Source organism: Pseudomonas sp. NPDC088890, assembly GCF_044900155.1.
Lineage (GTDB): Bacteria > Pseudomonadota > Gammaproteobacteria > Pseudomonadales > Pseudomonadaceae > Aquipseudomonas > Aquipseudomonas urmiensis.
In genome coordinates this window covers 165604-191402 of sequence record NZ_JBJDNG010000009.1, presented here as the reverse complement: position 1 = coordinate 191402, position 25799 = coordinate 165604, and the positions used below count along the sequence as shown (strand labels likewise).

Here is a 25799-nt window from a genome sequence, read left to right as displayed (position 1 = left end):
TTGGCCCGCCAATCAACAACGGCATGAACGGGGGGCTGCCACACGAGGAGGTGTGCGATGAGCCAGTTCAAGCGCATGTTCGTCATGCTCGGCCCGCAGATGCGTTACTCACCCGCCTTGCAGCGGGCTGCGGCATTGGCCGAATCCAGCGGTGCGTTGTTGGATGTCAACGTTTTCGTCGACGATGTCGACACCTTTGGCCTGATGAGCGATGGCAGCGAGCGCGAGCGCCTGTTGACCCACAATCGTCTGTGGCTAGCGGACGTTGCCGAGCAGCTGCGTAATACCGGCCTGGATGTTTCCACCGAGCTGCTGCTGACCCGCGATCCCCTGGGCAGTGTGCTGGAGCAAGTCGAACGCCTGGGCTGCGATCTGCTGATCAAGGATGTACAGCACGAGCCGGTGCTCAAGCGGCTACTGGTAACACCCTTGGACTGGCAACTGCTCAAGGACAGCCCGGTCGCCGTGCACCTGGTCAGCGAAATCCGCCTGCCGCTACCCCGGCAAATCGCTGCAGCGGTCGATCTCAATAGCCACGGCGCCGGTGAACACCTGGACGAGCAGGTCATCCACAGCGCGCGTGCGCTGGCCCTGCAATGCAATGCCGAGCTGCATTTGCTGCATGTGTGCGATGCGTCGAAAACCCATATCGCCGACTTTGGCGCTGGCACAGTGACCATGCCTGGCTTCGACGCCAGTGTGCGGGTCGCGCAACGGACCGCGTTCAATCGATTGGGTGATCATCATGAAGTCGCCTTGGAGCGCCGGCATTTCCTTGAGGGGCCGGCGATCAGGGCGATTGCCCAGTACATCAGTCACAGCCGGGTCGATGTGATCGTCATGGGCAGCCATCGGCACGACGCCATGCAGACCTTCCTGGGCGGTACCACCGCGCATGTGCTGGAACATCCACTGTGCAACGTGCTGGCGATCAAGGCAGTGCATTAAAGCACTGGCGAAAAGGCAGGCAGGGCGATTGCCGCCCTGCCTGCCATGCATCAGAAACCTTTGCTGTAGAACAGCGAGTACGACTCGATGCCGTCGTTAGGCTGCTTGATGCCGGCGTTGGAGTAGTGCATCGCGCGGATGCCAACCTTCTGCTCGCCCGGCAGCTTCAGGCCAAAACCGATGCGGTCTTCGAAGTTGACCGCAGAGCCCAGGCGTTGGTCGCCAACGTCAGTCTTGGAGAACGCTGCCAGGCCAATACCCGCCTCGATGTAGGGGGTGTAGGTGAAGCCGCTGAACTCGTAGACGAACACCGGGCTGAACGAAAGCGAATGGGCGCCGCTGGCCTCACCACCTTCCCAGTAGGTGTAGGCGCCGTCCCAGTAGCCAGTCAGGTGGCCAGTGCTGCTTTGCAGCCACTGCTTGTCCCAATCCCAGGACAGGCCGATACGGTAGGTCATGTCACCTTGGCCGGTGGCGCCAACAGCGCCGGACACTTGTGCGGCATGGGCCAGATTGGCGCCAGCGAACGCCAGGACGGCGGCCGCCAGCGTGGTGGCGAGACGGGTTTTCATCAATGACTCTCCTGATGGTCTTCACGGAAATCGGGGGCTTGAGCCCCTCATTTTTCGCTTGTCTACCTGGGCATCCAGCCAAGTAACAAGGTGCAATACTTTTCGGATTATCGACTAGATAGTCAGAAAGTTGAAAGTAGATTGCCACTATTGGCTAATAGGCTAATCGTATTCCGACTCGACGTGCTCCCCGAGTAAACGCCGTTGCCGGGCAGTGGCTGCGGCCAGTACTTCAGGGTTGAACTGCCAGCTCAGGTATGGGGAAAACTTCTGCGCCACCATGCGCCGGCCATAGTGCACCTGGAGCATGTCGCGCACGTGTCCGGCACTGCTGTTGGCCGCCCCGCGGTGCCAGAGGTCACTGCGAAACACCAAGGCAGTACCGGCCCGACACAGCAGCGCCTGGGCGCCCTGCCCTTGCCAGCTGTCCTCGCCCGGCTCTGGCGCTCGCCCCGCGCGATGACTGCCTGGCACTACCCAGGTTGGGCCGATGGCCAAGTCGATATCGCACAAATACAGCTGCGCCGTGATGATGTGCATGGGCAGGCTGAAATCGTGCTGGGCGTAAAGCCACGGCGGCAATTGCATGGGCAGGTGATCCAGATGCCATGGCAGGCCTGGATAACCAGGATGACTGCGCCAGGCGGTCTGGCCGATGATGTGGCAATCGTCGCCCAAGGCCGCTTCGGCCAGGCCGATAAGCGCCGGGAGGTCGAGAAATCTCAGCCACAGCGGGCTGCGGTTGAATACGCACTTGTACTGTTCGAGCAGGCCTTGGTAGTCCCAGTGCAGTGGCTGCAGATCGTCGATAGCGCAGCGTATCAAGGCAATCTGCAGTGCATCGAGCACGTCAGGGATAAGCACAAAACCGTCGTCGTGCAGCGCGTGCAACTGCTCCTGCACACCCATCGGATTACCCTCCGGCGCCAGGAGCACATCTGTACTCCTGGTGATGAATGGGCATTCAAGGCCAGTTCAGATTGACCTTCACTGGCGCCTTGCCGTCAATACTCACTTGCTGCTGCACGGTCTGCCCTTCAGCCTGGCCGATCACCCGGTAATGCCCCGGTGGCAGTTGCACGTAGATCATCGGGCCGACGTCCTGCAGGTTCAGCAGCGGCTGGCCCTGGCCACTTTGAATATCGACCGCCGCTCCAGTCTGGAACTTGCCTTCGGGGCCGGTCGACAGGGTGATGTGCAGGTTGTAGCCCTGGGTTTGGCGCAAGGCGTTGGCCTCGTCCTGGCCGATGCCACCTTGCAGATAGCGGATGCCGTTCTGCTCCTGCGGCTGCAGTTGCACAGCCTGCGCGTCGATTGGCGCATTGAGGTCTGCGCCAGCCGCCAGTGTCCAGGGTAGAGCCAGGCCCACCAGCAATGCCGCACACAGGCCGTAATGATGGTTGCGCATGGTGCACTCCTCCATCAGCGGGATGCTTACCCTATGTTCGACGCTGCGCCGCGCCTGGCGTTGCGCCCTGGCGCGACCATCGGTCAGGCAGCGCGGCGCTCTTCCAGCAACTTGATGAACATGCTCAAGCTGCGCGACACCGTCCCGCGGCGCCACACCAGCCAGGTCTTGAGATAGCGAAAGTCCTGCGACAACGGCCACACGCTCACCGTGCTGACCCCTGGCATGCTGTCGAGCATGCTACGCGGCATCAGCGCCAGGCCCGCACCGGCACTGACGCAGGCCAGCATGCCGTGGTAGGACTCCATCTCGTGGATCTTGCCGGGCACCGCCTGATCCTGGACGAACCAGTTCTCGAAGTGATGGCGATAGGAGCAGTTGGCGCGAAAGGCGTAGATGCTCTCGCCGTTGACCTCGCGCGCCCGGCTGATCGGTGCATGGTTGAGCGGCGCAATGACCACCATCTCCTCCTCGAACACCGCCATGCCTTCCAAGGTCGGGTGCAACACCGGGCCGTCAACGAACGCCGCGACCAGTCGGCCAGACAACACCCCCTCGAGCATGGTGCCGGAAGGTCCGGTGGAGAGGTCCAGGTCGACCTTGGGAAATCGCTGGTTGTAGGCCGCCAGCAGCGCCGGGATGCGAACCGCGGCGGTGCTTTCCAGCGAACCCAGGGCGAAAGTACCTTGTGGGTCTTCACCGGCCACGGTCAGTCGGGCTTCATGCACCAGGTCAAGAATGCGCCGGGTGTATTCAAGAAAATTCCAACCGGCCGGCGACAGGCGCAGCCGGCTTTTTTCGCGGATGAACAGCTCGACGCCCAGGTCCTCCTCAAGCTGCTTGATACGGGTGGTCAGGTTTGACGGCACCCGATGAATCTGCTGGGCGGCCGCACTGATGCTGCCGTGCTCGGCCACGGCCTTGAAGATTTCCAGTTGCACCAAGTCCACTATCTTTCTCCAAACGTGAATGTTTCGCTCATTATTATTCAGTTTTCAATAATGATGCACGCCACTAGTCTGGGCGTCACTCACCAACAACAACGAGGCGCTCCGCCATGAGCCAGATCACTAGCCTGACCCACGCCATCTCCGTCGACCCGTACAGCGGCGAGCAGATCGGCCACTACCCATTCGACACCGACGCCGCACTGGACGCGGCGCTGCAACGTGCCAAGGTTGGCTTCAACCTGTGGCGCAAGGTGTCGCTGGGTCAGCGCAGCGAATACCTGATCGCTCTGGCAGATGCCCTGCAGGCCAACCACGAAGCCCTGGCGGTGATGATCAGCCGCGAAATCGGCAAGCCGATCAGCCAGGCCCGTGGCGAGGTGAGCAAGTGCGTTGGCCTGTGCCAGTGGTATGCCGAACACGGCCCAGCCATGCTCGCCCCGGAGCCGACTCAGATCGAAAAGGCGCGTATCGAGTACCGTCCACTGGGCCCGATCCTGGCGGTGATGCCGTGGAACTTCCCCATCTGGCAAGTCCTGCGCGGCGCCGTGCCTGCGCTACTGGCCGGTAACACCTACGTGCTCAAGCACGCTCCCAATGTGATGGGCAGCGCCTACCTGCTGCTGCAGATCATCAAGCAGGCCGGCCTGCCAGATGGCAGCTTCGAGGTCATCAACGTCACCCCTGATGGCGTCACTCGCGCCATCAATGACCCGCGCATTGCTGCCGTGACCCTGACCGGTAGCGTGCGCGCCGGCATGGCCATCGGCGCCCAGGCCGGCGCTGCGTTGAAAAAATGCGTGCTGGAGCTGGGCGGTTCAGACCCGTTCATCGTGCTGGCCGACGCCGACCTCGATGCTGCCGTCAAAGCCGCGGTGATCGGCCGTTACCAGAACACCGGCCAGGTCTGCGCCGCGGCCAAGCGTCTGATCGTCGAAGACAGCATCATTGATGAGTTCACCCGCAAATTCGTCGAGGCGACCCGCCAGCTCAAGGTCGGCAACCCGCTGCAGGACGACACCTACATCGGCCCGATGGCCCGTTATGACCTGCGCGACGAGTTGCATGGCCAGGTACAGGCGACCTTGGCTGAAGGCGCGACCCTGCTGCTCGGCGGCCAGAAGGCCGAGGGCGTCGCCAACGTCTACCAGCCGACCGTGCTCGCTGGCGTGACCTGCGAAATGACCGCGTTCAAGCAAGAGTTGTTTGGCCCCGTGGCGGCGATCATCGCAGCGCGCGATGCCGATCACGCGGTGGAACTGGCCAATGACAGCGAGTTTGGCTTGGCCGCGACCATTTATACCGCCGATGTTGCCTTGGCAGAACGGATGACAGCGGCGCTGGATACCGGTGGCGTGTTCATCAACGGCTATTGCGCGTCCGATCCGCGGGTGGCGTTCGGTGGCGTCAAGAAAAGCGGGTTTGGCCGCGAGCTGTCGCACTTTGGGGTGCGTGAGTTCTGCAATGTGCAGACCGTTTGGTTGGATCGCAACTGATTGTTTTGCGATGGCAGTTGGGGCCGCTTTGCGGCCCCAACATGTTCAATCGCGCACCTGATCCTTGACCCAATCGAGCATTCCTCCAGGCACAATCAGTTCATGCCTGGCCCGCGAACAGGCGGTATACAAGCCGGCCAACATCCGTGCCCGCTCGTTGCGGTTGTTGCCGGCGCCAGGCGCGACCATCAGCTCAGGCGACACCATCACCCGGGCGAATTCCATGTTCTTCACATCCCTTACCCGACCGAGGAACAGCTTGGGCGCCTTGTCCCAGCGGTAGCGGCTCTTGGCCTTGGCAAAGTGTTCCGGGCTGTAGCCTTTGCGCAGCATGTTGGCCACCGCAGCGAAAGCCTTGTCGTCACCCTTGTCCTGCTCCAGCGCTTGCCAGCTGGCATAGCGAAACAGCATGTTGTGCCGTGGTCGGGTGCCATGGCGGTAGAGTTCGATACAGTCTTCGACGAACAGCTCGAACTCCTTGCGTGCGCCTTGGAGCAGGACGAACGGCACGCCCTGATGGGTAAGGCGCTGGAACCAACCAAACAGCCCCCATTCATCGTCAACCAGCAACGCCGTAGGCTGCTCGGGCACCGTCACCGCATCGAAGAAACTCACCCGCGTGTAGTGTTCGGCGCTGCCGGTGAAGGCCGCCTGGATAGCCGATGGGTGCGCCAGGATCAGCGGATTGAGCACGCTCTCCATCGCCGGCCCCGCTCGCAACGAGTGGTCGATGCAGCGCTGGCGAATGAAACTGCCGTGGTGCGGGCTCAGGCCATTGAGGTTCTGCAGGTCATCTCCCAGGGTGATGATCGCCTGGGGGCTGCGGTCGAGTACGGCAAGCATCGGCGCAGATAACTCATGGGCTTCGTCGACGATGACATGGCTGAATTGAACATCGATGACTTCGCGCGTCAGCGATAGCAGCTTGACCCGATGGTAATCGCGCACCGGTAGCTGGATCTCCCGCGCCGAAGGGCGGATCAGTTGTTGCCAGTACAGGCGCGCCTTCTCCAGCAACACCTCCTGATCCAGCGGCGAGAATCCCGGCCCCATCCATGGCAGATGCTGCAAGCCGATAACCTCATCAGCGCTGCGGCAGAAGCTGCGCACGGCCTTGATGCACAAGGCAACCACCTCACGAGCAGCCAGCGGGCCGATATCGGGGATTCCCAGCCACTGCACCACCTGCGACTCCTGTGGGCGCCAGGACAGCTTGCTGCGGTAGGCGTCGCGCAGGCGCCAGCCATTGCTGGTCAGGTCGCGATTGAGGATTTCGTCGGCCAACTGGCCGAACGTCAGTGCGGTGAACGCCGAGGCGTCCTTGACCCGCGCCTGCAAGGCGCGCAACTGGCCCTCGGTCATGGCTAGCAACAAAGTGCGCTGGGGATCGAGCAAGCGCGCGAATTGATGGATCAGGAACGTCTTGCCGGTGCCGGCGAACCCTTGCACGGCTACCGATTCGTCGACACCGGAGAGAAATTCGCGCAGCAGGCGATTCTGCTGGTCGCTCAGACGCAGGTCGCTGGACAGCGACGGCAGGCTGACAGGGTGCAGCGGCGTTACCAACTGGCGGTAGCTATCGGCGAACAGGAAGTTCCAGCCGCCCTCACTGTCGCGCCAGTCGCCAGGATCGACTGGCGTCTCAGGGCTCAGTAGGCCAATGCCGTTTTCTCCGAGCATGCCCAGCCCCATGGCGAACGCCTCGGCGTCGAAACGCTTGGCTACTTGCGCCTGGAACTGGTCGGGGGCAGCAGCATGCACTTCATCGGCGATGCGCAACATTTCGGCAAAGCGCCGCTCTTGGGCCTCTACCGAGGGTTTTCCTTGCTGGCGTGGCAGGTTCTGGATGAACAGCACGCTGGCCGTTTCCGGCAGGCTGGCCTGGGGAAGAAATTCGCCGGCGCAGGCCTCGCTGGCGAGGCGCTCGGCTTGGTCGCTGGTCAGTGGCAGATAGAACATCGGAACCTCGGGGAAAACTGCCGGGCACCATACCAATATTTACCGGGGCATGCAGAATTGTCTGCGCTGGCCTTTTCGCGGGCAAGCCCGCTCCCACAGGGACCGCGCTGCTCTGAAGAGCAACGCCGTACCTGTGGGGTCAGCACAGGGACCCCGCTGCTCTGAAGAGCAACGCCGTACCTGTAGGGGGTCAGCACAGGGACCCCGCTGCTCTGAAGAGCAACGCCGTACCTGTAGGGGGTCAGCACAGGGACCGCGCTGGTCTGAAGAGCAACGCCGTAGCTGTAGGGTCAGCACAGGGACCCCGCTGCTCTGGAGAGCAACGCCGTACCTGTGGGGTCAGCATAGGGACCCCGCTGCTCTGGAGAGCAACGCCGTACCTGTGGGGTCAGCACAGGGATCCCGCTGCTCTGGAGAACAACGCCGTACCTGTGGGGTCAGCACAGGGACCCCGCTGCTCTGGAGAACAACGCAATCCCTGTGGGAGCGGGCTTGCCCGCGAAGAGGCCAGCACAGCCGGCCCAGGCCTCAACCCCTTGCCCGGCGCAGCGTCTCACTCGGCAACTCGCCAAACAACTGCCGATAACTGTCGGAAAACCGCCCCAGATGCCAGAACGACCAACGCATCGCCACTTCAGCCACCGTCAACTCGCCCCCACGAAGCAGGTCTCGCCGTGCTCCGTTTAGCCTGCGCAAACGCAACCAATGAGCTGGTGGCAGGTTGGTGAAGGCTTTGAACGTCTGCTGCAACTGGCGCACCGAGACCCCGGCAACGTTGGCCAGCTCCACCAGGTTAAGCGTCTCGTCCGGGCAATCCGCCGCCCAGTCACTGACCCGCCGCATCACCGCCCGCGCCTCGCCACGCCGCTCCAGGGCATCGCCCTGCAGCCGTTGGCTGGCGTTGTCGAGGATGAACAGGCAGTCCTCCAGCAATTGCTCGGCCAGCGCCCTGCCCTCCACCGGCGAATCGGCTTGGCCCAGGCGCGTCAGAGTGGCGCTGAGCCAGCCGCCGAACAGCGCGTTCTGCACGCTGTCCAACGGCACCATGAACAACCCTTCCAGGCGATTGACATCCAGCCCATGCCGTTGCAAGAAGCCTTGATCGAACACCACCGCCACTTCCTGGTAGTTCTCCGGAGTGATCCAGATATTGCGGCTCTCTTCATTGAGCACGTAGAGGCTGTTATCGCTGCGATCAAAGCAAAACGTCAACGACCCGCTGGGCGCGCGGAAGAACTGCTCGACCCGGGTGTTGAGGCGCTCTTCGTAGACTTCCACGCCATCGAGCCCCAAACAGCGCAGTTGGCCGTTGAAATGCCCGGGGGACATTTGCCGGTATTGCTGCTGCCAGCCCGGGGTGGCGCGCACCTGTTCTGTCACGTCGCTGGTGTTGAAAGCCTGGACCTGCAAGGCATGGGGCGTTGTCACGCGATGTCCTATATGCACTCTTTTGGTGCATTCATTGCCGAAGGAAGTGGATAGATCAACCCTGTGGGCTGCGACCAAGATAGCCCTCAGCGCATCAGCTGGGAAGATTCCTTGAAACGATGTGCCACCAAAACCCAACCAAGAGGTCTGTATGAACGCCCCTTTCGATCAGCTGTCCACGTGGCTGAAAGAACACCGCATCACTGAAGTCGAATGCGTGATCAGCGACCTGACCGGCATCGCCCGCGGCAAGATCGCGCCGACCGCCAAGTTCCTCCATGAGCGCGGCATGCGCCTGCCAGAGAGCGTGCTGCTGCAGACCGTCACCGGCGACTATGTCGACGACGACATCTACTACGACCTGCTCGACCCTGCCGACATCGACATGGTCTGCCGCCCCGACCCTAGTGCGGTGTACCAGATCCCGTGGGCGATCGAGCCGACCGCGATCGTGATCCACGACACCTTCGACAAACAAGGCAACCCGATCGAACTGTCGCCGCGCAACGTGCTGAAAAAGGTCCTCAAGCTCTACGCCGACAAAGGCTGGCAGCCTATCGTCGCGCCGGAGATGGAGTTCTACCTGACCAAGCGCTGCGAAGACCCGGACTTGCCCCTGCAAGTGCCACTGGGCCGTTCGGGGCGCGCCGAAAGCGGTCGGCAGTCATTCTCCATCGATGCCGCCAACGAATTCGACCCGCTGTTCGAAGACGTCTACGACTGGTGCGAAATCCAAGGGCTGGACCTGGACACGCTGATCCATGAAGACGGCCCGGCGCAGATGGAAATCAACTTCCGTCACGGCGACGCGCTCGACCTGGCCGACCAGATCACCGTGTTCAAGCGCACCATGCGTGAGGCAGCGCTCAAGCACAACGTCGCCGCAACCTTCATGGCCAAGCCGATTACCGACGAGCCGGGCAGCGCCATGCACCTGCACCAGAGCGTGGTCGACATCGCCACCGGCAAGCCGATCTTCGCCAACGACGATGGCAGCATGAGCGAGCTGTTCCTGCATCATATTGGCGGCCTGCAGAAGTACATCCCCAAAGTGCTGCCGATGTTCGCCCCCAACGTCAACTCGTTCCGCCGCTTCCTGCCCGATACCTCGGCGCCGGTGAACGTCGAGTGGGGCGAAGAAAACCGCACTGCCGGCTTGCGCGTGCCGACCTCGAGCCCAGAAGCGATGCGGGTCGAGAACCGCCTGCCGGGCGCCGATGCCAACCCGTACCTGGCCATCGCGGCGAGCCTGCTGTGCGGCTACCTGGGCATGGTCGAGAAGATCGAGCCGAGCGCAGCGGTCCAAGGCCGTGCCTACGAGCGGCGCAATCTGCGTCTGCCGATCACCATCGAAGACGCCCTGCAGCACATGGAAGACTGCGAAATTCTGCAGACCTACCTGGGCCGCCAGTTCGTCCAGGGCTATGTGGCGGTCAAGCGTGCCGAACACGAGAACTTCAAGCGCGTGATCAGCTCCTGGGAGCGTGAGTTCCTGATGCTCAGCGTCTGATCCGCAACACTCGCAACAGACCCAAGAAAAATACCAATGAGGTGTCGACATGCGTCATTTGCACTCTTTGCTTCCCGCAGCATTCGCCTTGCTGTTCGGCGCGGCCGCCCAGGCCCAACCAACGGTCAGCGTATACAACTGGACCGACTATATCGGTGACACCACCCTGGCGGACTTCCAGGCCAGCAGCGGGATCAAGGTGGTCTATGACGTGTTCGACTCCAACGAAACCCTGGAGGGCAAGTTGCTGGCCGGGCGCACCGGCTACGACGTGGTAGTGCCCTCCAACCATTTCCTGGCGCGCCAGGCCAAGGCTGGCGCGTTCCTGCCGCTCGATCGCAGCAAGCTGCCGAACTTCAAGTACCTGGACCCTAAACTGCTCAAGCAGCTTGAGCAGAACGACCCCGGCAACCAGTACGCGGTGCCCTACCTGTGGGGCACCAACGGCATCGGTTACAACGTCGACAAAGTCAAGGCAGCCCTGGGCATCGACAAGATCGACTCCTGGGCGGTGCTGTTCGAGCCTGAGAACCTGAAAAAGCTGCAAAAGTGCGGCGTGGCGTTCATGGACTCGCCGGACGAGCTGTTCCCGGCAATGCTCAACTACCTGGGCATGGACCCACGCAGCGAAAAGGAAGACGACTACAAGAAGGCCGAGGTCCAGTTGCTCAAGCTGCGCCCCTACATCACTTACTTCCACTCCTCCAAATATGTCTCGGACCTGGCCAACGGCGATGTCTGCGTCGCCTTTGGTTATTCCGGCGATGTGTTCCAGGCGGCCAACCGCGCGGTGGAGGCCAACAATGGCGTGAAAATCGCCTATAGCATTCCCAAGGAAGGCAGCAACCTGTGGTTCGACCTGTTGGCAATTCCCAAGGATGCCAGCAACCCCGACCAGGCCCTGGCCTTCATCAACTACCTGCTCGACCCGCAGGTGATCGCCAAGGTCAGTGCCACGGTCGGTTATGCCAATGCCAACCTTGAGGCCAAGGCCCACATGGACCCCTCGCTGGTCAACAACCCCGAGATCTATCCTCCCCAGGAGGTGCTGGACAAGCTGTATGTCTCCAGCACTCCGAGCCCGAAGATCATGCGCGTCATGACCCGCTCCTGGAGCAAGATCAAATCCAATCGCTGAGCCGAGTACGCGCCATGTCCCTTGATACTCAACACACTGCCTCCTACTACGCTGCCAGCGCGCGGGCGACGACGCCCTACCCTGCACTCGAAGGCGCGCTCAGTGCCGATGTCTGCGTGGTCGGGGGTGGTCTTACCGGGGTCAACACCGCCCTGGAGCTGGCCGAGCGCGGGCTTTCGGTGATCCTCCTGGAGGCCCGGCGGATTGGCTGGGGCGCCAGCGGGCGCAACGGGGGCCAGCTGATTCGCGGCATTGGCCATGACGTCAGCGGCTTCGCCCGCTACGTCGGCCAGGACGGCGTGCGCTACCTCAAGCACGCCGGGATCGACTCGGTCGAGTTGGTCCGCCAGCGCATCGCCCAATACGACATCCAGTGCGATTTGCGCTGGGGCTTTTGCGAACTGGCCAACACCCCGGCGCAGTTCGCTGCCTTCAGCGATGAACAGCAAGAGCTTGCCAGCCTCGGCTACCGCCACGAAACGCGCCTGGTCAGTGCCGAGCGGATGCATGAAGTGGTCGCCAGCGAGCAGTACGCAGGTGGCCTGATCGACATGGGCTCAGGGCACCTGCACCCACTCGACCTGGTGCAAGGCGAAGCCCGCGCAGCTGCCGGCCTGGGCGTACAGATCTTCGAGCAAAGCCCGGTGCTGCGCATTGAGCACGGCAGCACGGTTACCCTGCACTGCGCCCGTGGCAGCGTGCGGGCCAAGAGTCTGGTACTGGGTTGCAACGCCCACCTGGACGAACTCGAGCCACGCCTGAGCGGCAAGGTACTGCCCGCTGGCAGCTACGTTGTAGCGACCGAACCGCTGCCAGAGCAGCTGGCCAAGACGCTGATCCCACAGAACATGGCGATGTGCGACCAGAAAGTCGGCCTGGACTACTACCGCCTCACCGCCGACCGCCGCTTGTTGTTCGGCGGTGCCTGCCACTACTCCGGGCGCGATCCCAAGGACATTGGCGCCTACATGCTGCCCAAGGTCCTCAAGGTGTTCCCGCAACTGGCCGGTGTACGCATCGACTATCAGTGGGGCGGCATGATCGGCATCACTGCCAACCGCTTCCCGCAAGTCGGTCGGCTCAGCCAGCATCCCAACGTCTACTACGCCCAGGGCTATTCAGGGCACGGCCTGAACGTCACCCACTGGACCGCCAAGCTGTTGGCCGAAGCCATCGCGCTCGGTCATAGCCAGGGCTTGGATGTATTCAGCGCAGTCCCGCACCTGACCTTCCCGGGAGGCAAGGCCCTGCGCTCTCCGCTGCTGGCGCTGGGGATGATGTGGTATCGGCTGCGCGAGGTGCTGGGCTAGCCTGCGACGGGCAGCGCTTCAAAGAATGGCCTGCAGCCCCTTGTCAGCAATGACATTGAGCAGCTTCAACGCAGGCCCGGCTGGCCGTGTTTCGCCCTGCTCCCACTTGCGTACAGTGGACGCGCTGGTATGCAGATGCAGGGCGAATACCGGCTGACTGAAATTGAGCGTTTCGCGCAAACGGCGGATATCCAGCGCGCTGAAATCGCGCACCGGCGCGGGGCAAATAGCCTCGAAGTCGCGCAACGTAACCTTGCCCACCGCCCCTGCTTGATGCAGTGCAGTCAGGTCATCACGCAACGACTCAATAAGTTTGCTGCTCACAGCACACCTCCATCAGTACACCTGCCCTGAGGGCCTTCGCCAAGGCCACAGCAGATAATTCGAGAAATACCCTGCCGGCAAATTGCAGCGCTTTTTGTTCATCTGCCGTTATCGACGCTTTGTCACTCTTGGCGAACCCGTGCAAAAACACATAGCGGCTGCCGATGCGCGCGGAAAGTTGCGTTCGATACCCGCCACGCTTACCGCCTGCGGCATTGGCAATGCGCTTTTTGAACAGCAGGCCGCCCAAGCTTGCGTCGACCAAACCATTACGCATTTCCTCGACTGCCCTGCACAACATGCAATCGGTCAGCTTCATGCTGGCTTGCCAGCGAGCAAAATCCCTGCGCTTGTACACATCCATTGTGAGTCCGCCCTAACCATACCCTTAACGGGCATAGTTTCCAATGATGGGCAGCTGTGAAAAGTCGGCGGAATCAGGGGGCATCGTAGGAAATTGCATCTGCGCAGCCGTTGCCCTAGCTGGCTCGGCGTTATGCGCAGACCGAACGGGCCCAGGCACCCCGCATTGCCCGGGGCACTGCTCAGTCAGCCAGTGCCCGCAAACAGTAGAAGATTGTCTTAGTTCGACCGGTCAGCTTTGCCGGGCGCGTTGGTGCTGACCACCTGCGGCCGAGGATCCTTGAGCAGTGAATACCCCCGTTCCAGCAAGGTCTGGCCGATGAACCGCGAGCCGACCTCGTTCAAATGGCCGTTATCCAGATACAGCAACTTGCCATCGATCAACGGACTGCACAGGCCATTGGGGCAAATCACTTGGTTGGGGTCGATGAAGCGCACCTGCGGATACTTGTGGCGAATCTGCGCCCAATACTGCGGCAGTGGCGTCTCAGCGGCTTCACACGGATGCTCCAGGCCAAACATCAGGCGCCGTATCGGGCAGGTCGCGGCTTTGTCGATCGGCTGGTTCCTGAGGATCACGATCACCTGCCCGCTGCTGGCCACCACTCGCGCCAGGCTGGCCTCGATCGCCGGCCCGACCGTTTCGTCGTTCGGCCAGTTACCCGCCAGTACCACGTAGGGATAACGCTTGGCCTCGATCAAGGCGTACACCCGTTGGTTCCGTTGAGCGCAATGATCGGCGTAGGCCCCTGGCATGCCGCCGTTGTAGCCCAGCACTGGCGCACAGGAGTCGAGGGTGTAGTCCATCAGGCTGATGCCGTCGGGGCGTGCCAGGATATCGACCATGCCGCTGAAATGGTTGGCGACCGAATCGCCGACCAGGATGCCGTCGATAGCCGCTTTCGCCGCACCAAGGCGGCAGGTGTCATCCGGCTCGGTGCGGTACAGCCCGCTGGGCACGTGACAGCCGCGGCGAATCTCCGCCGGCCGCTCCAGGGTCATCGCCTCCAGGGCCAACACCTGGGGGCTGAAGCGCTGCGGAAAGCCGCTGAACTGCTGCGTGACCCCTGCCAGCAACGCCAAGCCCATGGCTGGCACGGCGAAGCGGCGCGCGAACACCTGAGTGAAACCAAGCTTCACGCCACTGCGGCGCATGGGTTTTTCCACATAGCGCCAGGACAGCCAGGCCAACAGCAGCGCGCCGGCGACTACCACACAGCCGAGGGCGAAGGTCATCGGCACCTCAAGGTAATTGAGGTAGGCAATCAGCGGCCAATGCCACAGATAAAGCGAATACGAGATGAGCCCGACGAACACCATCGGTCGGCAACAGAGAATCGGCGAAGGACCGCCGCTGACCCCGGCATGGATCAGCAATGCCGCCCCCAGGCACGGCCACAAGGCATTCAACCCTGGGAACGGCGCGCCCTCGCTGAGCAGCCATAGCGACGCGCCAATCAACAGGTAGCCAAGCAGCGAACAACCCAGCGATGTCATCCGGCCAACCCGCGGCGTATGCTGCAAGTGCCAAATACCCAACCAGCCCCCTAGCATCAGCTCGAAGAAGCGGGTTGGCAGCAAATAGTAAGACGCCGTAGCGAACACCCCGGTCGCATACTGCGAAACGCCTATCGCCAGCACCAGCCCGCCCCCCAGCACCCACAACAAATGCCGTGGCGCCAGGCGATAGACCAACAGCACCAGCAATGGCCAGACCACATAGAACTGCTCCTCGATACCCAGCGACCAGGTATGCAGCAGCGGCGCTTCACCGGCGTCGGCGGCAAAGTAGTTGCCGTACTTGAGCCAGATGAAGATGTTCGACACCCCCAACAGGGCGAACAGGGCATTGGCGTTGAGCCGCATCAGGTCTACCGGTGACAGCAAGAAGGCGCCGAGCACCACGCACACCAACAGCACCGTTGCCAGCGCAGGCACGATGCGGTTGATCCGTCGCTGATAGAAGCCTTTGAGCGAGAAGCTGCCTTGACGCACCTCCTGGAATACTTGCGAAGTGATCAGGTAGCCGGAGATGACAAAAAAGATGTCGACGCCGACGAAACCGCCCGGCAACAACGAGGTGTTCAGGTGATGCAGGAACACGGCAATCACCGCCACCGCGCGCAAACCGTCAATATCGGAGCGGTAACTTTCCTGACGCATGAGTGATCTTCCTTCGAAAAAGGCGTCGAGGCAAAATGCCACCTTTGATATGTAGTACGACTGTCGCTCGCCGCCAAGGACAAAAGTCAAAATGCCGACAATCGGCAGAGAAACACGCTAATCAGCGAAAAACAGCCGCCATTTTTATGACTTCCCAGGCTAAAGCTGGCCAAGCGCCAAGCAGCTGCTAGCGTTGTTCTGGCCGTCCCCTCAATGGATGCCCTACATCATGAAATCACTGCCCCGCGCCACCCTGCTGTGCGCCGCACTGCTAGCCCTGGCGGCATGCTCGAGCAACCGTGTCGATCCTAGCCAGTACTCAGGGTTTCTCAACGATTACAGTCGCCTCCAGCCTGCCGAAAGCATTTCCGGCCAACCGGTGATGCGCTGGATTGACCCCAACATCAAAGCCCGCGATTACAACCAGGTATTCATCGAGCCGAGCCAGTTCTACCCCAAGCCGCAAGCGACATCGGTGATCTCGACGCAAACGCTGCAAGCCATCACCCGCTACTTCAACGACGCCATGCGCCGAGAACTGGGCAGCGTGATGACCTTGGCCAAGGCTCCCGGGCCAGGGACTATCGTGGTGCGCCCGGCGATCACCGCGGTGTCGACCCATACCGAGGGCCTGAAGCCTTATGAAGTGATCCCGATCGCGCTGGTCGCTGCGGCGGTGAACACGGCCGCCGGTGGGCGTGATCAGGCCGTGGATATCGCCGTGGAGGCGGCCTTCCTGGATGGGGCTAACCAGAAGGTGCTCGCCCAGGTGGTGCGCAAGGGCAGTGGCAAGGAGCTGGAGAACGACACCCAGCAATTGACCCTGGAAGACGTCAAGCCGGTGCTCGATGGCTGGGCGAGCGACATGCGCAAAAGCTTCGTTGCGCTCAAGCAGAAGGCCCGTTGAATAGCTGACCGCCATTGCTCAGGGCGGTTATTGCAGGCCTTAGGGCTGCTATGCAGCCCCAAGGCCTGTGATCAGGCGATAAAGCTATAGAAGATCGCCGACAGGGTAATCAGCCCCACCAAGGTCACGAACACGTTCGACAACCTGCCCGAATATTTGCGCAGCGACGGCACCCGGCGCACGGCATACATCGGCATGAGGAACAGCAAGCAGGCAATCACTGGCCCGCCCATGCTCTCGATCAGCCCCAGGATGCTCGGATTGAGCGTCGCCACGATCCAGCAAGCCAGCACCATGAACACCGCCGTGATCCGCTGCAGACGCTTAGCCGGCCAGGCCTTGCCCTGCCCGCGCAGGCTCTTGACGATCATCCCCTGGAAGCCCTCGCTGGCACCGATGTAGTGGCCCAGGAACGACTTGGTGATCGCCACCAGGGCAATCAGCGGCGCCACGAAGGCAATCACCGGCGTCTGGAAGTGGTTGGCCAGGTACGACAGCACGGAAATGTTCTGCTCCTTGGCCGCAGCGAGGTCGGCCGGGCTCAGCGCCAGCACGCAACTGAAGCAGAAGAACATCACCGTCAGCACCATCATCAGGTGCGCAGTGGCCAGGGTACGGCCACTCTTGCGATCGGCATCTGCGCCGTAACGGTGTTTCTGATCGACAGCGAACGCCGAGATTATCGGCGAGTGGTTGAACGAGAACACCATTACCGGAATCGCCAGCCACAGGGTCAGCAGCAGTTTCGATGCGTTGATACCCTCGTTGGCCTGGGCCAGAAAGGCGCCGTTCCAGTTCGGGATCAAGCTCAGGGCGAGCAGCAACAGCGACGCCACGAACGGATAGACCAGCACGCTCATGGCCTTGACGATGATCTGCTGACCGCAGCGCACCACGATCATCAACCCGCAGATCAACAACAGCGACAGCACTGCCCGCGGTGGCGCAGGGACGTGCAGCTGATGCTCAAGGAAGCTGGTCAAGGTGTTGGTCAGGGCGACGCTGTAGACCAGCAGGATCGGGAAGATGGCCAAAAAATACAACGCGGTGATCAGCTTGCCGGCGCCGGTGCCGAAGTGCTCCTCGACCACTTCGGTGATGTCTTCGTTGCCGCCCTTGCGCCCTGACAGGACGAAGCGCGTCAGCGCCCGATGCGCATAGAAGGTCATCGGAAACGCCAGTAGCGCCAGGATCAGCAGCGGCCAGAAACCGCCCACTCCGGCGTTGATCGGCAGGAACAAAGTGCCCGCGCCGATCGCCGTGCCATACAGGCCCAAGGCCCAGGTGGTGTCGTGGCGGTTCCAGGTGGTCGAGCCGACGGCAGAAGCCGGGGCAGCCGAATCCGCACGAACAGTCGTGGTGCTTTGTACATCGGTCATCAGATATCGCCTTTGTAGTTGTTTTTGTTGCTGGTACAGCAGGTGTTGCAGTAGAGGCGCTGCGCCGCGCTTGCTGTGCAAGCGGGCCTGGGCTGCGAGCCGTCAGAACAGGCAGCAAGGTTGACCCTTGAGCCTCAATCGCAGCGCAAGCACGCTTGCACAGCAAACGCTGCGCAGATCAGCACTCGACGAAGGCGACGGCCAGGCCCCCGCGAGAGGTTTCCTTGTAGTTGGCGTGCATGTCGGCGCCGGTATCACGCATGGTGCGAATCACCCGGTCGAGGGAAATGAAGTGCTCGCCATCACCGCGCAAGGCCATCTGCACGGCATTGATCGCCTTGACTGCGGCAATCGCATTACGCTCGATGCAGGGCACCTGGACCAAGCCGCCAACTGGGTCACAGGTCAGGCCAAGGTTATGTTCCAAGGCAATTTCAGCGGCATTTTCCAACTGCGGGGGGGTTGCCCCGAGCACCTCGGCAAGACCTGCCGCGGCCATCGAACAGGCCGAACCCACCTCCCCCTGGCAGCCCACTTCGGCACCTGAGATGGAGGCGTTTTTCTTGCACAAGATGCCCACCGCTGCGGCCGCCAGCAGGAAGGCGACGACATCGTCATCGCATGCACCCGGGTTGAACTTCATGTAGTAATGCAGCACCGCCGGGATGATCCCCGCAGCACCGTTGGTTGGCGCGGTGACCATGCGCCCGCCGGCCGCGTTTTCTTCATTGACCGCCAGGGCGAACAGGTTGACCCACTCCATGGCGCTCAAGGTCGAGCCGATCACGTTGGGCTTGCCGATCTCTTGCAAGCTGCGGTGCAAGCGCGCGGCGCGGCGCTTGACCTTCAGCCCTCCCGGCAAGATCCCTTCGTTACGCAAACCGTTGTCGACGCATTCGCGCATCGCCGTCCAAATCGACAGCAGGCCTTGGCGGGTTTCGCTTTCAGACCGCCAGGCACACTCGTTGGCCATCATCAGTTGGCTGACACTCAGCCCATGTGCCTTGCACAGTGCAAGCAGTTCGGCGGCGCTGGAAAATTCATACGGCAGGCTGATCTGCTCGGCGCTGTCTTGCGGGGCGTCGATCTCGCCTTGTTCGACGATGAAGCCGCCGCCCACCGAGTAGTAGGTCTGGGTCAGCACCAGGCCCTGCTCGCCTTGTGCCTCAAGGGTCATGGCATTGGGGTGATACGGCAGGTTTTCATCCAGCAGCAGCATGTCACGAGCGTAGTTGAAGGCAATCGGCTGGCGGCCATCGAGCATCAGGCACTGCTCCTGCATCAACTGATCGATGCGTGGCTCGATGCTGTGCGGATCGATCCGATCAGGCCACTGCCCCATCAGGCCCAGCAGGCAGGCACGGTCGGTGGCGTGCCCTACGCCAGTGGCAGACAGCGAGCCATACAGGCGCACCTCGACCCGCTGCACCTGGGCCAGCAGACCACGCTCACGCAAAGCCTGGGCGAAGGTCGCCGCCGCCCGCATGGGCCCCACGGTATGGGAGCTGGAGGGGCCGATGCCAATCTTGAAAAGGTCGAAAACACTGATAGCCATGCTAATGCCTGACCGTGGCGGCCTACTGCACCGGCCAACGGCTCTCTGGAAAAATTGAACGGTGTTGCCAAGTTGGGCGATACTGCCGCGCATTTCCCACGATGACCAACGAAATTTCCTAAGCTAGCCATTAGCAGGACTAAACCATGAGGCGACAACTCAATGGCCAGATGTATGTCTGGCTGCATGTGTTCGCGTGTGCCGCGCGGCACCTGTCGTTCACTCGCTGCGCCGAAGAGCTGCACATCACTCCAGGTGCGGTCAGCCAGCAGATGCGCCAGCTCGAAGAGCGCCTGGGCTACCGGCTGTTTTTGCGTCGAGCGCGCGGAGTGGAGCTGTCTGCCGAAGGCCAGCGCCTGGCACAAACGGTGGCCGAGGCCTATGGCAGCATCGAGGCCGAGTTGCTGCGCCTGGATGCCGGCGAGATCCGCGGCACCTTGCGCCTGCGTTCGATCCCCTCGTTTCTTGCCAAATGGCTGACGCCGCGTTTGCCGCGTTTCCAGCAACGCTACCCGGATATCGAATTGCGGCTTGTCGCTGAAGACAGCAACCAAGCGCTGCATCCTGATGATTTCGACCTGGCCATTGACCTCAACGACGGCAGCTATCCAGGCATGCTCTCCACGCCGCTGCTGGATGAGCAGATCTTCCCGGTCTGCTCGCCGGCGCTGCTGCGCGGCCGCCCGCCGCTGCACGGGCCGACTGACCTGATGCACTATCCCTTGCTGCACGACATTACCGCCTGGCGCGGCAGCTCGGAGTATGCCGAGTGGGAGTTCTATCTAGAGGGCATCGGCGCCGCTGGGCTGGATGTGAGGCGCGGGCACACCTTCAACCGCAACCACCTGACCATCGAGGCGGCGATTGCCGGGGTTGGCGTGGCCATCGCGCGGCGCACGCTGCTCAACGACGAATTGGAACGCGGGGCGTTGATCGTGCCGTTCGGCGTGCCGGTGGCCAATCATAAACGCTATGTACTGCACTACCCGCCAGGCGGGCTGAGCCAGCCGGGCGCGCGGGCGGTGCATGACTGGTTGGTTGAGGAGGCCCAGGGGTTTCGGGCCCTGCATCCGTTGGCTTGATCAGGTACCTCGCATGGCGCGGCCGGACCTCAACAGGGCCCGGCCGTTGCGGCAAAGGCTGCACTCACTGCGCCGCCACGGTGCCCTTCTCGCCCGTCACCGGCGTGACGATCTGGCCCAGGTCGATATGCCGGAAATCCGGCTGCGCACCCAACCGAGCGTTGAACCGTACGTTGAACGTGAATGGATCCTCAGTCGGTACATCCAGGGCGCGCCCATACACCTGCCCTACCCCCGCGCTGTCATAGCCCATCAAACGCAGCAAGGTCGGGAAGATGTTGTAGTGGCTCGAAGCGTTGCGGTTCTGCTCCAGGTGCGCCTGCCAGTCGAGGGTCTTGAGCCCCTTGCCTTGGATGATCACCAGTGGCACCAAACCTTCCTCAGGCACCGGATCACTGTCGCAATGGGTATTGAGCCCTGGGTTGCCGCGCTCGTGCAGGTCCTGGCCATGGTCGGAGGTGTAGATCACCACCGCCTGGCTCAAGTCGGCGTCGGCGAACAAGCGGCGGAAGAACTCGCCAACGCTCCACAGCACGCTGTTTTTATAGGCGTTGCGATACAGCACCCAATCCTCGCTACGTCCATCGAAGCCTTCACGCGTGCCTGAGTCGGCCACATCGGCAAAGCGTCCACGCGGCAGCGCCGGCTGATACTTCATGAACTCATCCGGGTACTTGTCGTGTACCGGGAAATGCGCACCCACCTTGTTGATCACGATCAACTGCGCCTGGCCATCGTTGAGCAATACGCTGAGCTTGGCCACCGCTGCCATGTCACGCTGTAACACGGGCGTGTCATCAAACTGAATGAACTGGTCGATATCCTGCTTCTCAGTGGCGGTCATCAGGTTCTGCAGATTACCGGCGGTGCGCTGGCCGTCGATGTACACCGTGCGCAGCCCGGCTTGCTTGGCGTACTGCCAGATCGAAGGCAGGGTCGAATTGATCCGCAGGTAATCCTCGCGGGTGCCGCCATAGCGCAACGTGATGTTGGTATCAGCACTACAATTGGCAATGGATGCGGCATAACCGTAATTGAAGATGTCTGCCTTGGGTTGCGACTGGGCCAGATGGCTGGTCACCCCGCCCGCCGCATTGACGTCCAGGTAGTTGCCGGAAATGCTTTCGTCGATCACCAACACGATGTCTCGCGCCAGCGGTGCACCGCTACGTGCCAGGCTTACGGGTTCGCGCGGGCCGACATTGTCGCTCAGCGTTTCATAAGTAAGCAGGCTCACGTAGGCCAGCGGCGTGTACATCACCGGCAGCCCGCGCGCGCCTTCGCCGGCGCGCACGAACAGCACGCTGATCAGCAGCAGCAAGGCCAGTACTGGCGCGGTAATCGGCAACCACTGCGGCAGGCGCTGCGCCGGGCCTGGGCGCAGGCCGACCCCCAGGAGCAACAACACCGATTTGGCCACCGCCAAGGTAATTGCGTAGTGGTATTGCTGCAGCGCTTCGCCGACGAAACCGCCGGCATACACCATAGAGACGAAGGCGCTATAGGTCATGTACGAGTCAGTAATGCGGGTATAGGCGTCGAAGAACACCGCACTGATCGCCAGCGCCAGTGCCAGCGGCCAGCGCAGCCAGGCCGGTCGTATCCAGGCGGCTAGCAATAAAGCCACCACCAATACTGCGAATACGCCGAGGAAAAGCACGAGCGGCAAGCCTATGCCCAAGGCATCTATGCGCTCCAGGTAATAGGCATGAAAGGAGCCAAGATAGATAAGCACCAACAGCAACTTGATCCACCCGCGCATGATTTAGCCCCTCCATTCATGGAAATCTACCCAAACCGTAGCAGCCCTGAAACAAATCACAAGTCGCAAAAGTCAATTTTCCGACGATATCACAACGCCAGAATTTGGCGTCTTCACGCCCCCTCACTCGACCCTCTCTATTACTCAAACTTCCCAATTTTCGGGGGCTTAGACCGTTCATCGGCTCGTTAACCGGCCAGTTGCCAGTAGCTTTGAGCGCTAAGCCTCGGATTGGCAAAGGGTTGATGGCCAATGGCCCGTTCGGTTAGCGCGTGTAAATCTGACGAAACATGCCATTGCTTTGACGCAATTCCCCACAGCTGAGCTATACCGAACTCACACCCTGTTTCATCCACCTTACTTACCCCCCATCCATACGAGGCACCGCGCATGGACGTGAGCGTTTTTGGCACCGGTTATGTCGGTCTGGTTCAAGCAGCGGCCTTGGCTGATGTCGGCCATCGCGTGTTGTGCGTGGATTTGGACACCCACAAGATCAACCAACTGCGCCAAGGCGTGCCGCCGATCAGCGAGCCAGGTCTTTCGGAACTGCTCGAGGACAACATCAAGGAAGGCCGCCTGCTGTTCAGCACCCAGGCCAGCGACGCCGTCAGCCACGCCGAGCTGATCTTCATCGCCGTCGGCACCCCGCCCGACGAAGACGGCTCCGCCGACCTCAGCCATGTGCTCAACGTCACCCGCCAAATCACCGAACTGATGGATGCCGACCGGACCTTGATCGTCAAGTCGACCGTGCCGGTAGGCACCGCCGACCAGGTCTTGGCCCTGGCCCGCGCCGAACTGCAGCGTCTGGCCAAAGACCACTTGCAGGTGCGCGTGGTGTCCAACCCCGAGTTTCTCAAGGAAGGCAGCGCCCTGGCCGACTGCATGCGCCCCGACCGGATCATCGTCGGCACCCGTGACGCGCTTGCGCATGACCAGCTGGCCGAGCTCTACGCGCCGTTCTGCCGCAACCATGAAAAGCTCATGTTCATGGATAACCGCAGCGCCGAGCTGACCAAGTACGCCGCCAACGCCATGCTCGCCACGCGCATCAGCTTCATGAACGAGCTGGCCAACCTCAGCGAGCACCTGGGCGCCGACATCGAAGCGGTGCGCAAGGGCATCGGCTCCGACCCACGTATCGGCTACCACTTCATCTATCCCGGCTGTGGCTTTGGTGGCTCGTGCTTCCCCAAGGACATCAAGGCCCTGCTGCACACCGCAGAACACAGCGGGATGCCGCTGCGCCTGCTGCAAAGCGTGCATGACGTCAATGATCGGCAGCGGCAGATTCTGTTCACCAAACTCCAGCAGCGTCTGCAAGGCCAACTGGCCGGCAAATCCATTGCTGTCTGGGGGCTCGCCTTCAAACCCAACACCGACGACATGCGCGAAGCGCCGAGCCGCTATCTGATGGAAGCGCTGTGGGCCGAGGGCGCCACGGTGCGCGCTTACGACCCAGAAGCCATGGATGAATGCCGGCGCCTGTACGGCTACCGCGATGACCTGCAACTGTGCGCCACCCGCGACGACACCCTGCAGGACGCTGACGCCCTGGTGATCTGCACCGAGTGGAAGAACTTTCGCGTGGTCGACTTCACCTTGCTCGCCAGCAAACTGCGTGAGCGGCTGATCATCGACGGACGCAACCTGTACAACCCCGAACAAGTGGCGGCCCACGGCCTGCACTACAGTGGCATCGGTCTGCGTCAGGTCAACGCACAAGTGAGTGCGCCATGAAGGTGTTGGTAACCGGCGCGGCCGGCTTCATTGGTGCCCACACCTGCCTGCGGCTGCTGCGCGATGGCCATGAGGTGGTGGGCCTGGACAACTTCAACGACTACTACGATCCGGCGCTCAAACACGCTCGGCTGCGTTGGGTACGTGAGCAGGCCGACGACTTTGAGGTGCATCGCCTGGATCTGGTCGACCGCGACGGCGTCGCCCGGCTGTTTGCCATCGAACGTCCCGAGGTGGTCATCCATTTGGCTGCTCAAGCCGGGGTGCGCTACTCGCTGCAAAACCCCCAGGCCTACGTCGACAGCAACCTGGCAGGCTTTCTCAATATCCTCGAAGGTTGCCGCCGTCATCCGGTACGCCACCTGCTGTACGCCTCGTCCAGCTCGGTGTACGGCGCCAACCAGCGCACGCCTTATCGGGTCCAGGACGCAGTCGATCATCCGCTGTCGCTGTACGCCGCCACGAAAAAAGCCAACGAGGCGATGGCCCACAGCTACAGCCATCTGTTCGGCATTGCCTGCAGCGGCCTGCGCTTCTTTACCGTGTATGGCCCCTGGGGCCGTCCGGACATGTCGCCGATGCAGTTTGCCAAGGCGATCAGCGAAGGCCGGCCCATCCAGCTGTTCAACCACGGCCGCCACCAACGCGATTTCACCTATATCGACGACATCGTCGAGAGCCTGGTGCGGCTGATGCCCCACCCCCCGGCAGGCAATTCGGACTGGAACGCCCTGGAACCTGATCCGGCCAGCAGCCAAGCGCCGTGGCGGCTGTTCAACATCGGCGGGCAACGCCCGGTGGAACTGCTCGACTACCTGGCCCTGCTGGAGCGCCACCTGCAGCGCAACGCCGTGATCGAGCTGCTGCCACTGCAACCGGGCGACGTGCTGGCCACCTGCGCCGACGCCAGCGCCTTGGCTCAGGTTACCGGCTTTACCCCACGTATTTCCCTGGATGAAGGGCTCAGGCGGTTCGTCGCCTGGTTTCAAGAGTACTACTCGCACACCGCCTTGGAGGCCAACCGTGCTGGCGAGCAGTCCGATCAACGGAGGGCGGTATGACAGGACAACCTAAAAGCGCGCAACTACAGGCGCTATACCAGGATAAACGGATGGATCCGGCGCATCGGCAACGTATCGATGCGGCCATCCACATGCAAGGTCGCGGTTGGATCACCGGCCGGGTGGGCGGGCGCCCGTGGACCTTGTCACGCACCAACCGGGTGTTGTCCGGCATCGCGGCGGTGGTTCTGCTGCTGTTGCTGTCGCCGATGTTCCTGGTGCTGGCGATACTGATCAAGACCTCGAGCGCGGGCCCGGTGTTTTTCGTGCAAAAACGCACCGGCTACCGCGGCCGCCTGTTCGGCATGTTCAAGTTCCGCACCATGGTCGCCAATGCCGAAGCGCTCAAGGACTCGGTGCGCCACCTGAACAAGCACGGCGCCGACGCCATCGACTTCAAGATCGACAAGGATCCGCGCATCACCTCGGTGGGCAGCTGGCTGCGCCGCAGCAGCCTGGACGAGCTGCCCAACCTGATCAACGTGGTCACCGGCGACATGCGCCTGGTCGGCCCCCGCCCCACCTCTTTCAACGCCTACCGCTACAAGGACAACCACCTCGCGCGGCTGTCGATCTACCCCGGCATGACCGGCCTGTGGCAGATCTCCGGGCGCAGCAACATCGATTTTGACCAACGCGTAGAGCTCGACCTTAGCTACATCAACGAACAGAGCCTGATGCTGGATCTGAAGATCCTCTTCAAGACCCCGTTCAAAGTGTTCACTGGCCACGGAGCAAGTTGAG

22 protein-coding genes are annotated in these 25799 nt (G+C 61.9%); 10 read left to right on the top strand and 12 right to left on the bottom strand.

Annotated elements, in window-relative coordinates; translation table 11 throughout:
- Window positions 1–57 precede the first annotated feature (57 nt).
- On the top strand, window positions 58–948 hold the full coding sequence (locus ACI2JX_RS19495) for a universal stress protein (RefSeq protein WP_312151963.1): 891 nt from the start codon (window positions 58–60) through the stop codon (window positions 946–948).
- 50 nt (window positions 949–998) lie between these two features.
- On the opposite strand, the gene ACI2JX_RS19490 is transcribed toward ACI2JX_RS19495, so the two are convergent.
- From ACI2JX_RS19490 to ACI2JX_RS19475, 4 genes are all read right to left on the bottom strand, one after another.
- Window positions 999–1520, bottom strand: a complete 522-nt coding sequence (locus tag ACI2JX_RS19490; RefSeq protein WP_264233018.1) for an acyloxyacyl hydrolase — start codon at window positions 1518–1520, stop codon at window positions 999–1001.
- Between the two features lie 162 nt (window positions 1521–1682).
- On the bottom strand, window positions 1683–2429 hold the full coding sequence (locus ACI2JX_RS19485) for a phytanoyl-CoA dioxygenase family protein (RefSeq protein ID WP_404690821.1): 747 nt from the start codon (window positions 2427–2429) through the stop codon (window positions 1683–1685).
- Window positions 2430–2484: 55 nt separating this feature from the next.
- A complete protein-coding gene (locus ACI2JX_RS19480) occupies window positions 2485–2928 on the bottom strand; it encodes a carboxypeptidase regulatory-like domain-containing protein (RefSeq protein WP_404690785.1) in 444 nt (147 codons plus the stop codon).
- A gap of 83 nt (window positions 2929–3011) precedes the next feature.
- A complete protein-coding gene (locus ACI2JX_RS19475) occupies window positions 3012–3878 on the bottom strand; it encodes a putrescine utilization regulator PtrR (RefSeq protein WP_264233022.1) in 867 nt (288 codons plus the stop codon).
- A 107-nt stretch (window positions 3879–3985) separates the two neighbouring features.
- On the opposite strand from ACI2JX_RS19475, the gene ACI2JX_RS19470 reads away from it, so the two are divergent.
- On the top strand, window positions 3986–5371 hold the full coding sequence (locus ACI2JX_RS19470; RefSeq protein WP_368971912.1) for an aldehyde dehydrogenase family protein: 1386 nt from the start codon (window positions 3986–3988) through the stop codon (window positions 5369–5371).
- A gap of 45 nt (window positions 5372–5416) precedes the next feature.
- Here ACI2JX_RS19470 and ACI2JX_RS19465 read toward each other — a convergent pair whose 3' ends face one another.
- Window positions 5417–7330, bottom strand: coding sequence for a hypothetical protein (locus ACI2JX_RS19465; protein WP_404690784.1), 1914 nt, complete (start codon window positions 7328–7330; stop codon window positions 5417–5419).
- 528 nt (window positions 7331–7858) lie between these two features.
- A complete protein-coding gene (locus tag ACI2JX_RS19460) occupies window positions 7859–8758 on the bottom strand; it encodes a helix-turn-helix domain-containing protein (RefSeq protein WP_264233027.1) in 900 nt (299 codons plus the stop codon).
- 151 nt (window positions 8759–8909) lie between these two features.
- On the opposite strand from ACI2JX_RS19460, the gene ACI2JX_RS19455 reads away from it, so the two are divergent.
- From ACI2JX_RS19455 to ACI2JX_RS19445, 3 genes are read left to right on the top strand one after another with little or no spacing between them, the layout of a single operon-like run.
- Complete coding sequence (locus tag ACI2JX_RS19455) at window positions 8910–10268, top strand: glutamine synthetase family protein (RefSeq protein ID WP_186554547.1); 1359 nt, start codon at window positions 8910–8912, stop codon at window positions 10266–10268.
- Between the two features lie 49 nt (window positions 10269–10317).
- A complete protein-coding gene (locus tag ACI2JX_RS19450) occupies window positions 10318–11406 on the top strand; it encodes a polyamine ABC transporter substrate-binding protein (RefSeq protein ID WP_404690783.1) in 1089 nt (362 codons plus the stop codon).
- Between the two features lie 14 nt (window positions 11407–11420).
- Window positions 11421–12716, top strand: coding sequence for an NAD(P)/FAD-dependent oxidoreductase (locus ACI2JX_RS19445; RefSeq protein WP_404690782.1), 1296 nt, complete (start codon window positions 11421–11423; stop codon window positions 12714–12716).
- An 18-nt stretch (window positions 12717–12734) separates the two neighbouring features.
- Here the strand turns inward: ACI2JX_RS19445 and ACI2JX_RS19440 are convergent, their stop codons facing one another.
- The 3 genes from ACI2JX_RS19440 to ACI2JX_RS19430 all read right to left on the bottom strand — a co-directional run bounded on the left by ACI2JX_RS19440 (window position 12735) and on the right by ACI2JX_RS19430 (window position 15566).
- Window positions 12735–13040: a DNA-binding transcriptional regulator gene (locus ACI2JX_RS19440; protein WP_186554550.1), complete on the bottom strand. Its 306-nt coding sequence runs from the start codon at window positions 13038–13040 to the stop codon at window positions 12735–12737.
- Complete coding sequence (locus ACI2JX_RS19435; protein ID WP_404690781.1) at window positions 13021–13404, bottom strand: type II toxin-antitoxin system RelE/ParE family toxin; 384 nt, start codon at window positions 13402–13404, stop codon at window positions 13021–13023. Before ACI2JX_RS19435 ends, ACI2JX_RS19440 begins: the two co-directional genes overlap by 20 nt.
- 218 nt (window positions 13405–13622) lie before the next feature.
- Window positions 13623–15566 carry an acyltransferase family protein gene (locus ACI2JX_RS19430; RefSeq protein ID WP_404690780.1) on the bottom strand — a complete coding sequence of 648 codons (1944 nt, stop codon included), beginning with the start codon at window positions 15564–15566 and terminating at the stop codon, window positions 13623–13625.
- A 229-nt stretch (window positions 15567–15795) separates the two neighbouring features.
- Between ACI2JX_RS19430 and ACI2JX_RS19425 the strand changes: the two genes are divergently transcribed.
- The gene (locus tag ACI2JX_RS19425) at window positions 15796–16473 is read left to right on the top strand and encodes a DUF3313 domain-containing protein (protein WP_186554552.1); all 678 of its coding nucleotides are present in this window, start codon (window positions 15796–15798) and stop codon (window positions 16471–16473) included.
- 71 nt (window positions 16474–16544) lie between these two features.
- Here the strand turns inward: ACI2JX_RS19425 and ACI2JX_RS19420 are convergent, their stop codons facing one another.
- Together ACI2JX_RS19420 and ACI2JX_RS19415 are read right to left on the bottom strand one after the other, a co-directional pair.
- Window positions 16545–17852 carry a serine/threonine transporter gene (locus ACI2JX_RS19420; RefSeq protein ID WP_368971920.1) on the bottom strand — a complete coding sequence of 436 codons (1308 nt, stop codon included), beginning with the start codon at window positions 17850–17852 and terminating at the stop codon, window positions 16545–16547.
- A 178-nt stretch (window positions 17853–18030) separates the two neighbouring features.
- Window positions 18031–19407: an L-serine ammonia-lyase gene (locus ACI2JX_RS19415; protein WP_404690779.1), complete on the bottom strand. Its 1377-nt coding sequence runs from the start codon at window positions 19405–19407 to the stop codon at window positions 18031–18033.
- 146 nt (window positions 19408–19553) lie between these two features.
- Between ACI2JX_RS19415 and ACI2JX_RS19410 the strand changes: the two genes are divergently transcribed.
- Window positions 19554–20489, top strand: a complete 936-nt coding sequence (locus tag ACI2JX_RS19410; RefSeq protein WP_186554555.1) for a LysR substrate-binding domain-containing protein — start codon at window positions 19554–19556, stop codon at window positions 20487–20489.
- Window positions 20490–20553: 64 nt separating this feature from the next.
- Here the strand turns inward: ACI2JX_RS19410 and ACI2JX_RS19405 are convergent, their stop codons facing one another.
- Window positions 20554–22251 carry a sulfatase-like hydrolase/transferase gene (locus ACI2JX_RS19405; protein WP_264233038.1) on the bottom strand — a complete coding sequence of 566 codons (1698 nt, stop codon included), beginning with the start codon at window positions 22249–22251 and terminating at the stop codon, window positions 20554–20556.
- Window positions 22252–22641: 390 nt separating this feature from the next.
- On the opposite strand from ACI2JX_RS19405, the gene ACI2JX_RS19400 reads away from it, so the two are divergent.
- The 3 genes from ACI2JX_RS19400 to ACI2JX_RS19390 are packed head-to-tail and all read left to right on the top strand — an operon-like array spanning window position 22642 to window position 25798.
- A complete protein-coding gene (locus ACI2JX_RS19400) occupies window positions 22642–23994 on the top strand; it encodes a UDP-glucose/GDP-mannose dehydrogenase family protein (protein ID WP_264233039.1) in 1353 nt (450 codons plus the stop codon).
- Entirely contained in the window at window positions 23991–25055 is a 1065-nt protein-coding gene (locus ACI2JX_RS19395) for an NAD-dependent epimerase (RefSeq protein WP_264233040.1), read from the top strand. The genes ACI2JX_RS19400 and ACI2JX_RS19395 overlap by 4 nt, the downstream gene beginning before the upstream one ends.
- Entirely contained in the window at window positions 25052–25798 is a 747-nt protein-coding gene (locus ACI2JX_RS19390) for a sugar transferase (RefSeq protein WP_264233041.1), read from the top strand. The genes ACI2JX_RS19395 and ACI2JX_RS19390 overlap by 4 nt, the downstream gene beginning before the upstream one ends.
- The last annotated feature ends 1 nt before the right edge of the window (window position 25799 follow it).

What these genes read in the sequence shown, in the direction of transcription:
- ACI2JX_RS19495 (WP_312151963.1), top strand. Translation starts at nt 58, where the DNA reads ATGAGCCAGTTCAAGCGCATGTTCGTCATGCTCGGCCCGCAGATGCGT.
- ACI2JX_RS19490 (WP_264233018.1), bottom strand. Translation starts at nt 1,520, where the DNA reads ATGAAAACCCGTCTCGCCACCACGCTGGCGGCCGCCGTCCTGGCGTTC.
- ACI2JX_RS19485 (WP_404690821.1), bottom strand. Translation starts at nt 2,429, where the DNA reads ATGGGTGTGCAGGAGCAGTTGCACGCGCTGCACGACGACGGTTTTGTG.
- ACI2JX_RS19480 (WP_404690785.1), bottom strand. Translation starts at nt 2,928, where the DNA reads ATGCGCAACCATCATTACGGCCTGTGTGCGGCATTGCTGGTGGGCCTG.
- ACI2JX_RS19470 (WP_368971912.1), top strand. Translation starts at nt 3,986, where the DNA reads ATGAGCCAGATCACTAGCCTGACCCACGCCATCTCCGTCGACCCGTAC.
- ACI2JX_RS19465 (WP_404690784.1), bottom strand. Translation starts at nt 7,330, where the DNA reads ATGTTCTATCTGCCACTGACCAGCGACCAAGCCGAGCGCCTCGCCAGC.
- ACI2JX_RS19455 (WP_186554547.1), top strand. Translation starts at nt 8,910, where the DNA reads ATGAACGCCCCTTTCGATCAGCTGTCCACGTGGCTGAAAGAACACCGC.
- ACI2JX_RS19450 (WP_404690783.1), top strand. Translation starts at nt 10,318, where the DNA reads ATGCGTCATTTGCACTCTTTGCTTCCCGCAGCATTCGCCTTGCTGTTC.
- ACI2JX_RS19445 (WP_404690782.1), top strand. Translation starts at nt 11,421, where the DNA reads ATGTCCCTTGATACTCAACACACTGCCTCCTACTACGCTGCCAGCGCG.
- ACI2JX_RS19435 (WP_404690781.1), bottom strand. Translation starts at nt 13,404, where the DNA reads ATGGATGTGTACAAGCGCAGGGATTTTGCTCGCTGGCAAGCCAGCATG.
- ACI2JX_RS19430 (WP_404690780.1), bottom strand. Translation starts at nt 15,566, where the DNA reads ATGCGTCAGGAAAGTTACCGCTCCGATATTGACGGTTTGCGCGCGGTG.
- ACI2JX_RS19425 (WP_186554552.1), top strand. Translation starts at nt 15,796, where the DNA reads ATGAAATCACTGCCCCGCGCCACCCTGCTGTGCGCCGCACTGCTAGCC.
- ACI2JX_RS19420 (WP_368971920.1), bottom strand. Translation starts at nt 17,852, where the DNA reads ATGACCGATGTACAAAGCACCACGACTGTTCGTGCGGATTCGGCTGCC.
- ACI2JX_RS19415 (WP_404690779.1), bottom strand. Translation starts at nt 19,407, where the DNA reads ATGGCTATCAGTGTTTTCGACCTTTTCAAGATTGGCATCGGCCCCTCC.
- ACI2JX_RS19410 (WP_186554555.1), top strand. Translation starts at nt 19,554, where the DNA reads ATGAGGCGACAACTCAATGGCCAGATGTATGTCTGGCTGCATGTGTTC.
- ACI2JX_RS19405 (WP_264233038.1), bottom strand. Translation starts at nt 22,251, where the DNA reads ATGCGCGGGTGGATCAAGTTGCTGTTGGTGCTTATCTATCTTGGCTCC.
- ACI2JX_RS19400 (WP_264233039.1), top strand. Translation starts at nt 22,642, where the DNA reads ATGGACGTGAGCGTTTTTGGCACCGGTTATGTCGGTCTGGTTCAAGCA.
- ACI2JX_RS19395 (WP_264233040.1), top strand. Translation starts at nt 23,991, where the DNA reads ATGAAGGTGTTGGTAACCGGCGCGGCCGGCTTCATTGGTGCCCACACC.
- ACI2JX_RS19390 (WP_264233041.1), top strand. Translation starts at nt 25,052, where the DNA reads ATGACAGGACAACCTAAAAGCGCGCAACTACAGGCGCTATACCAGGAT.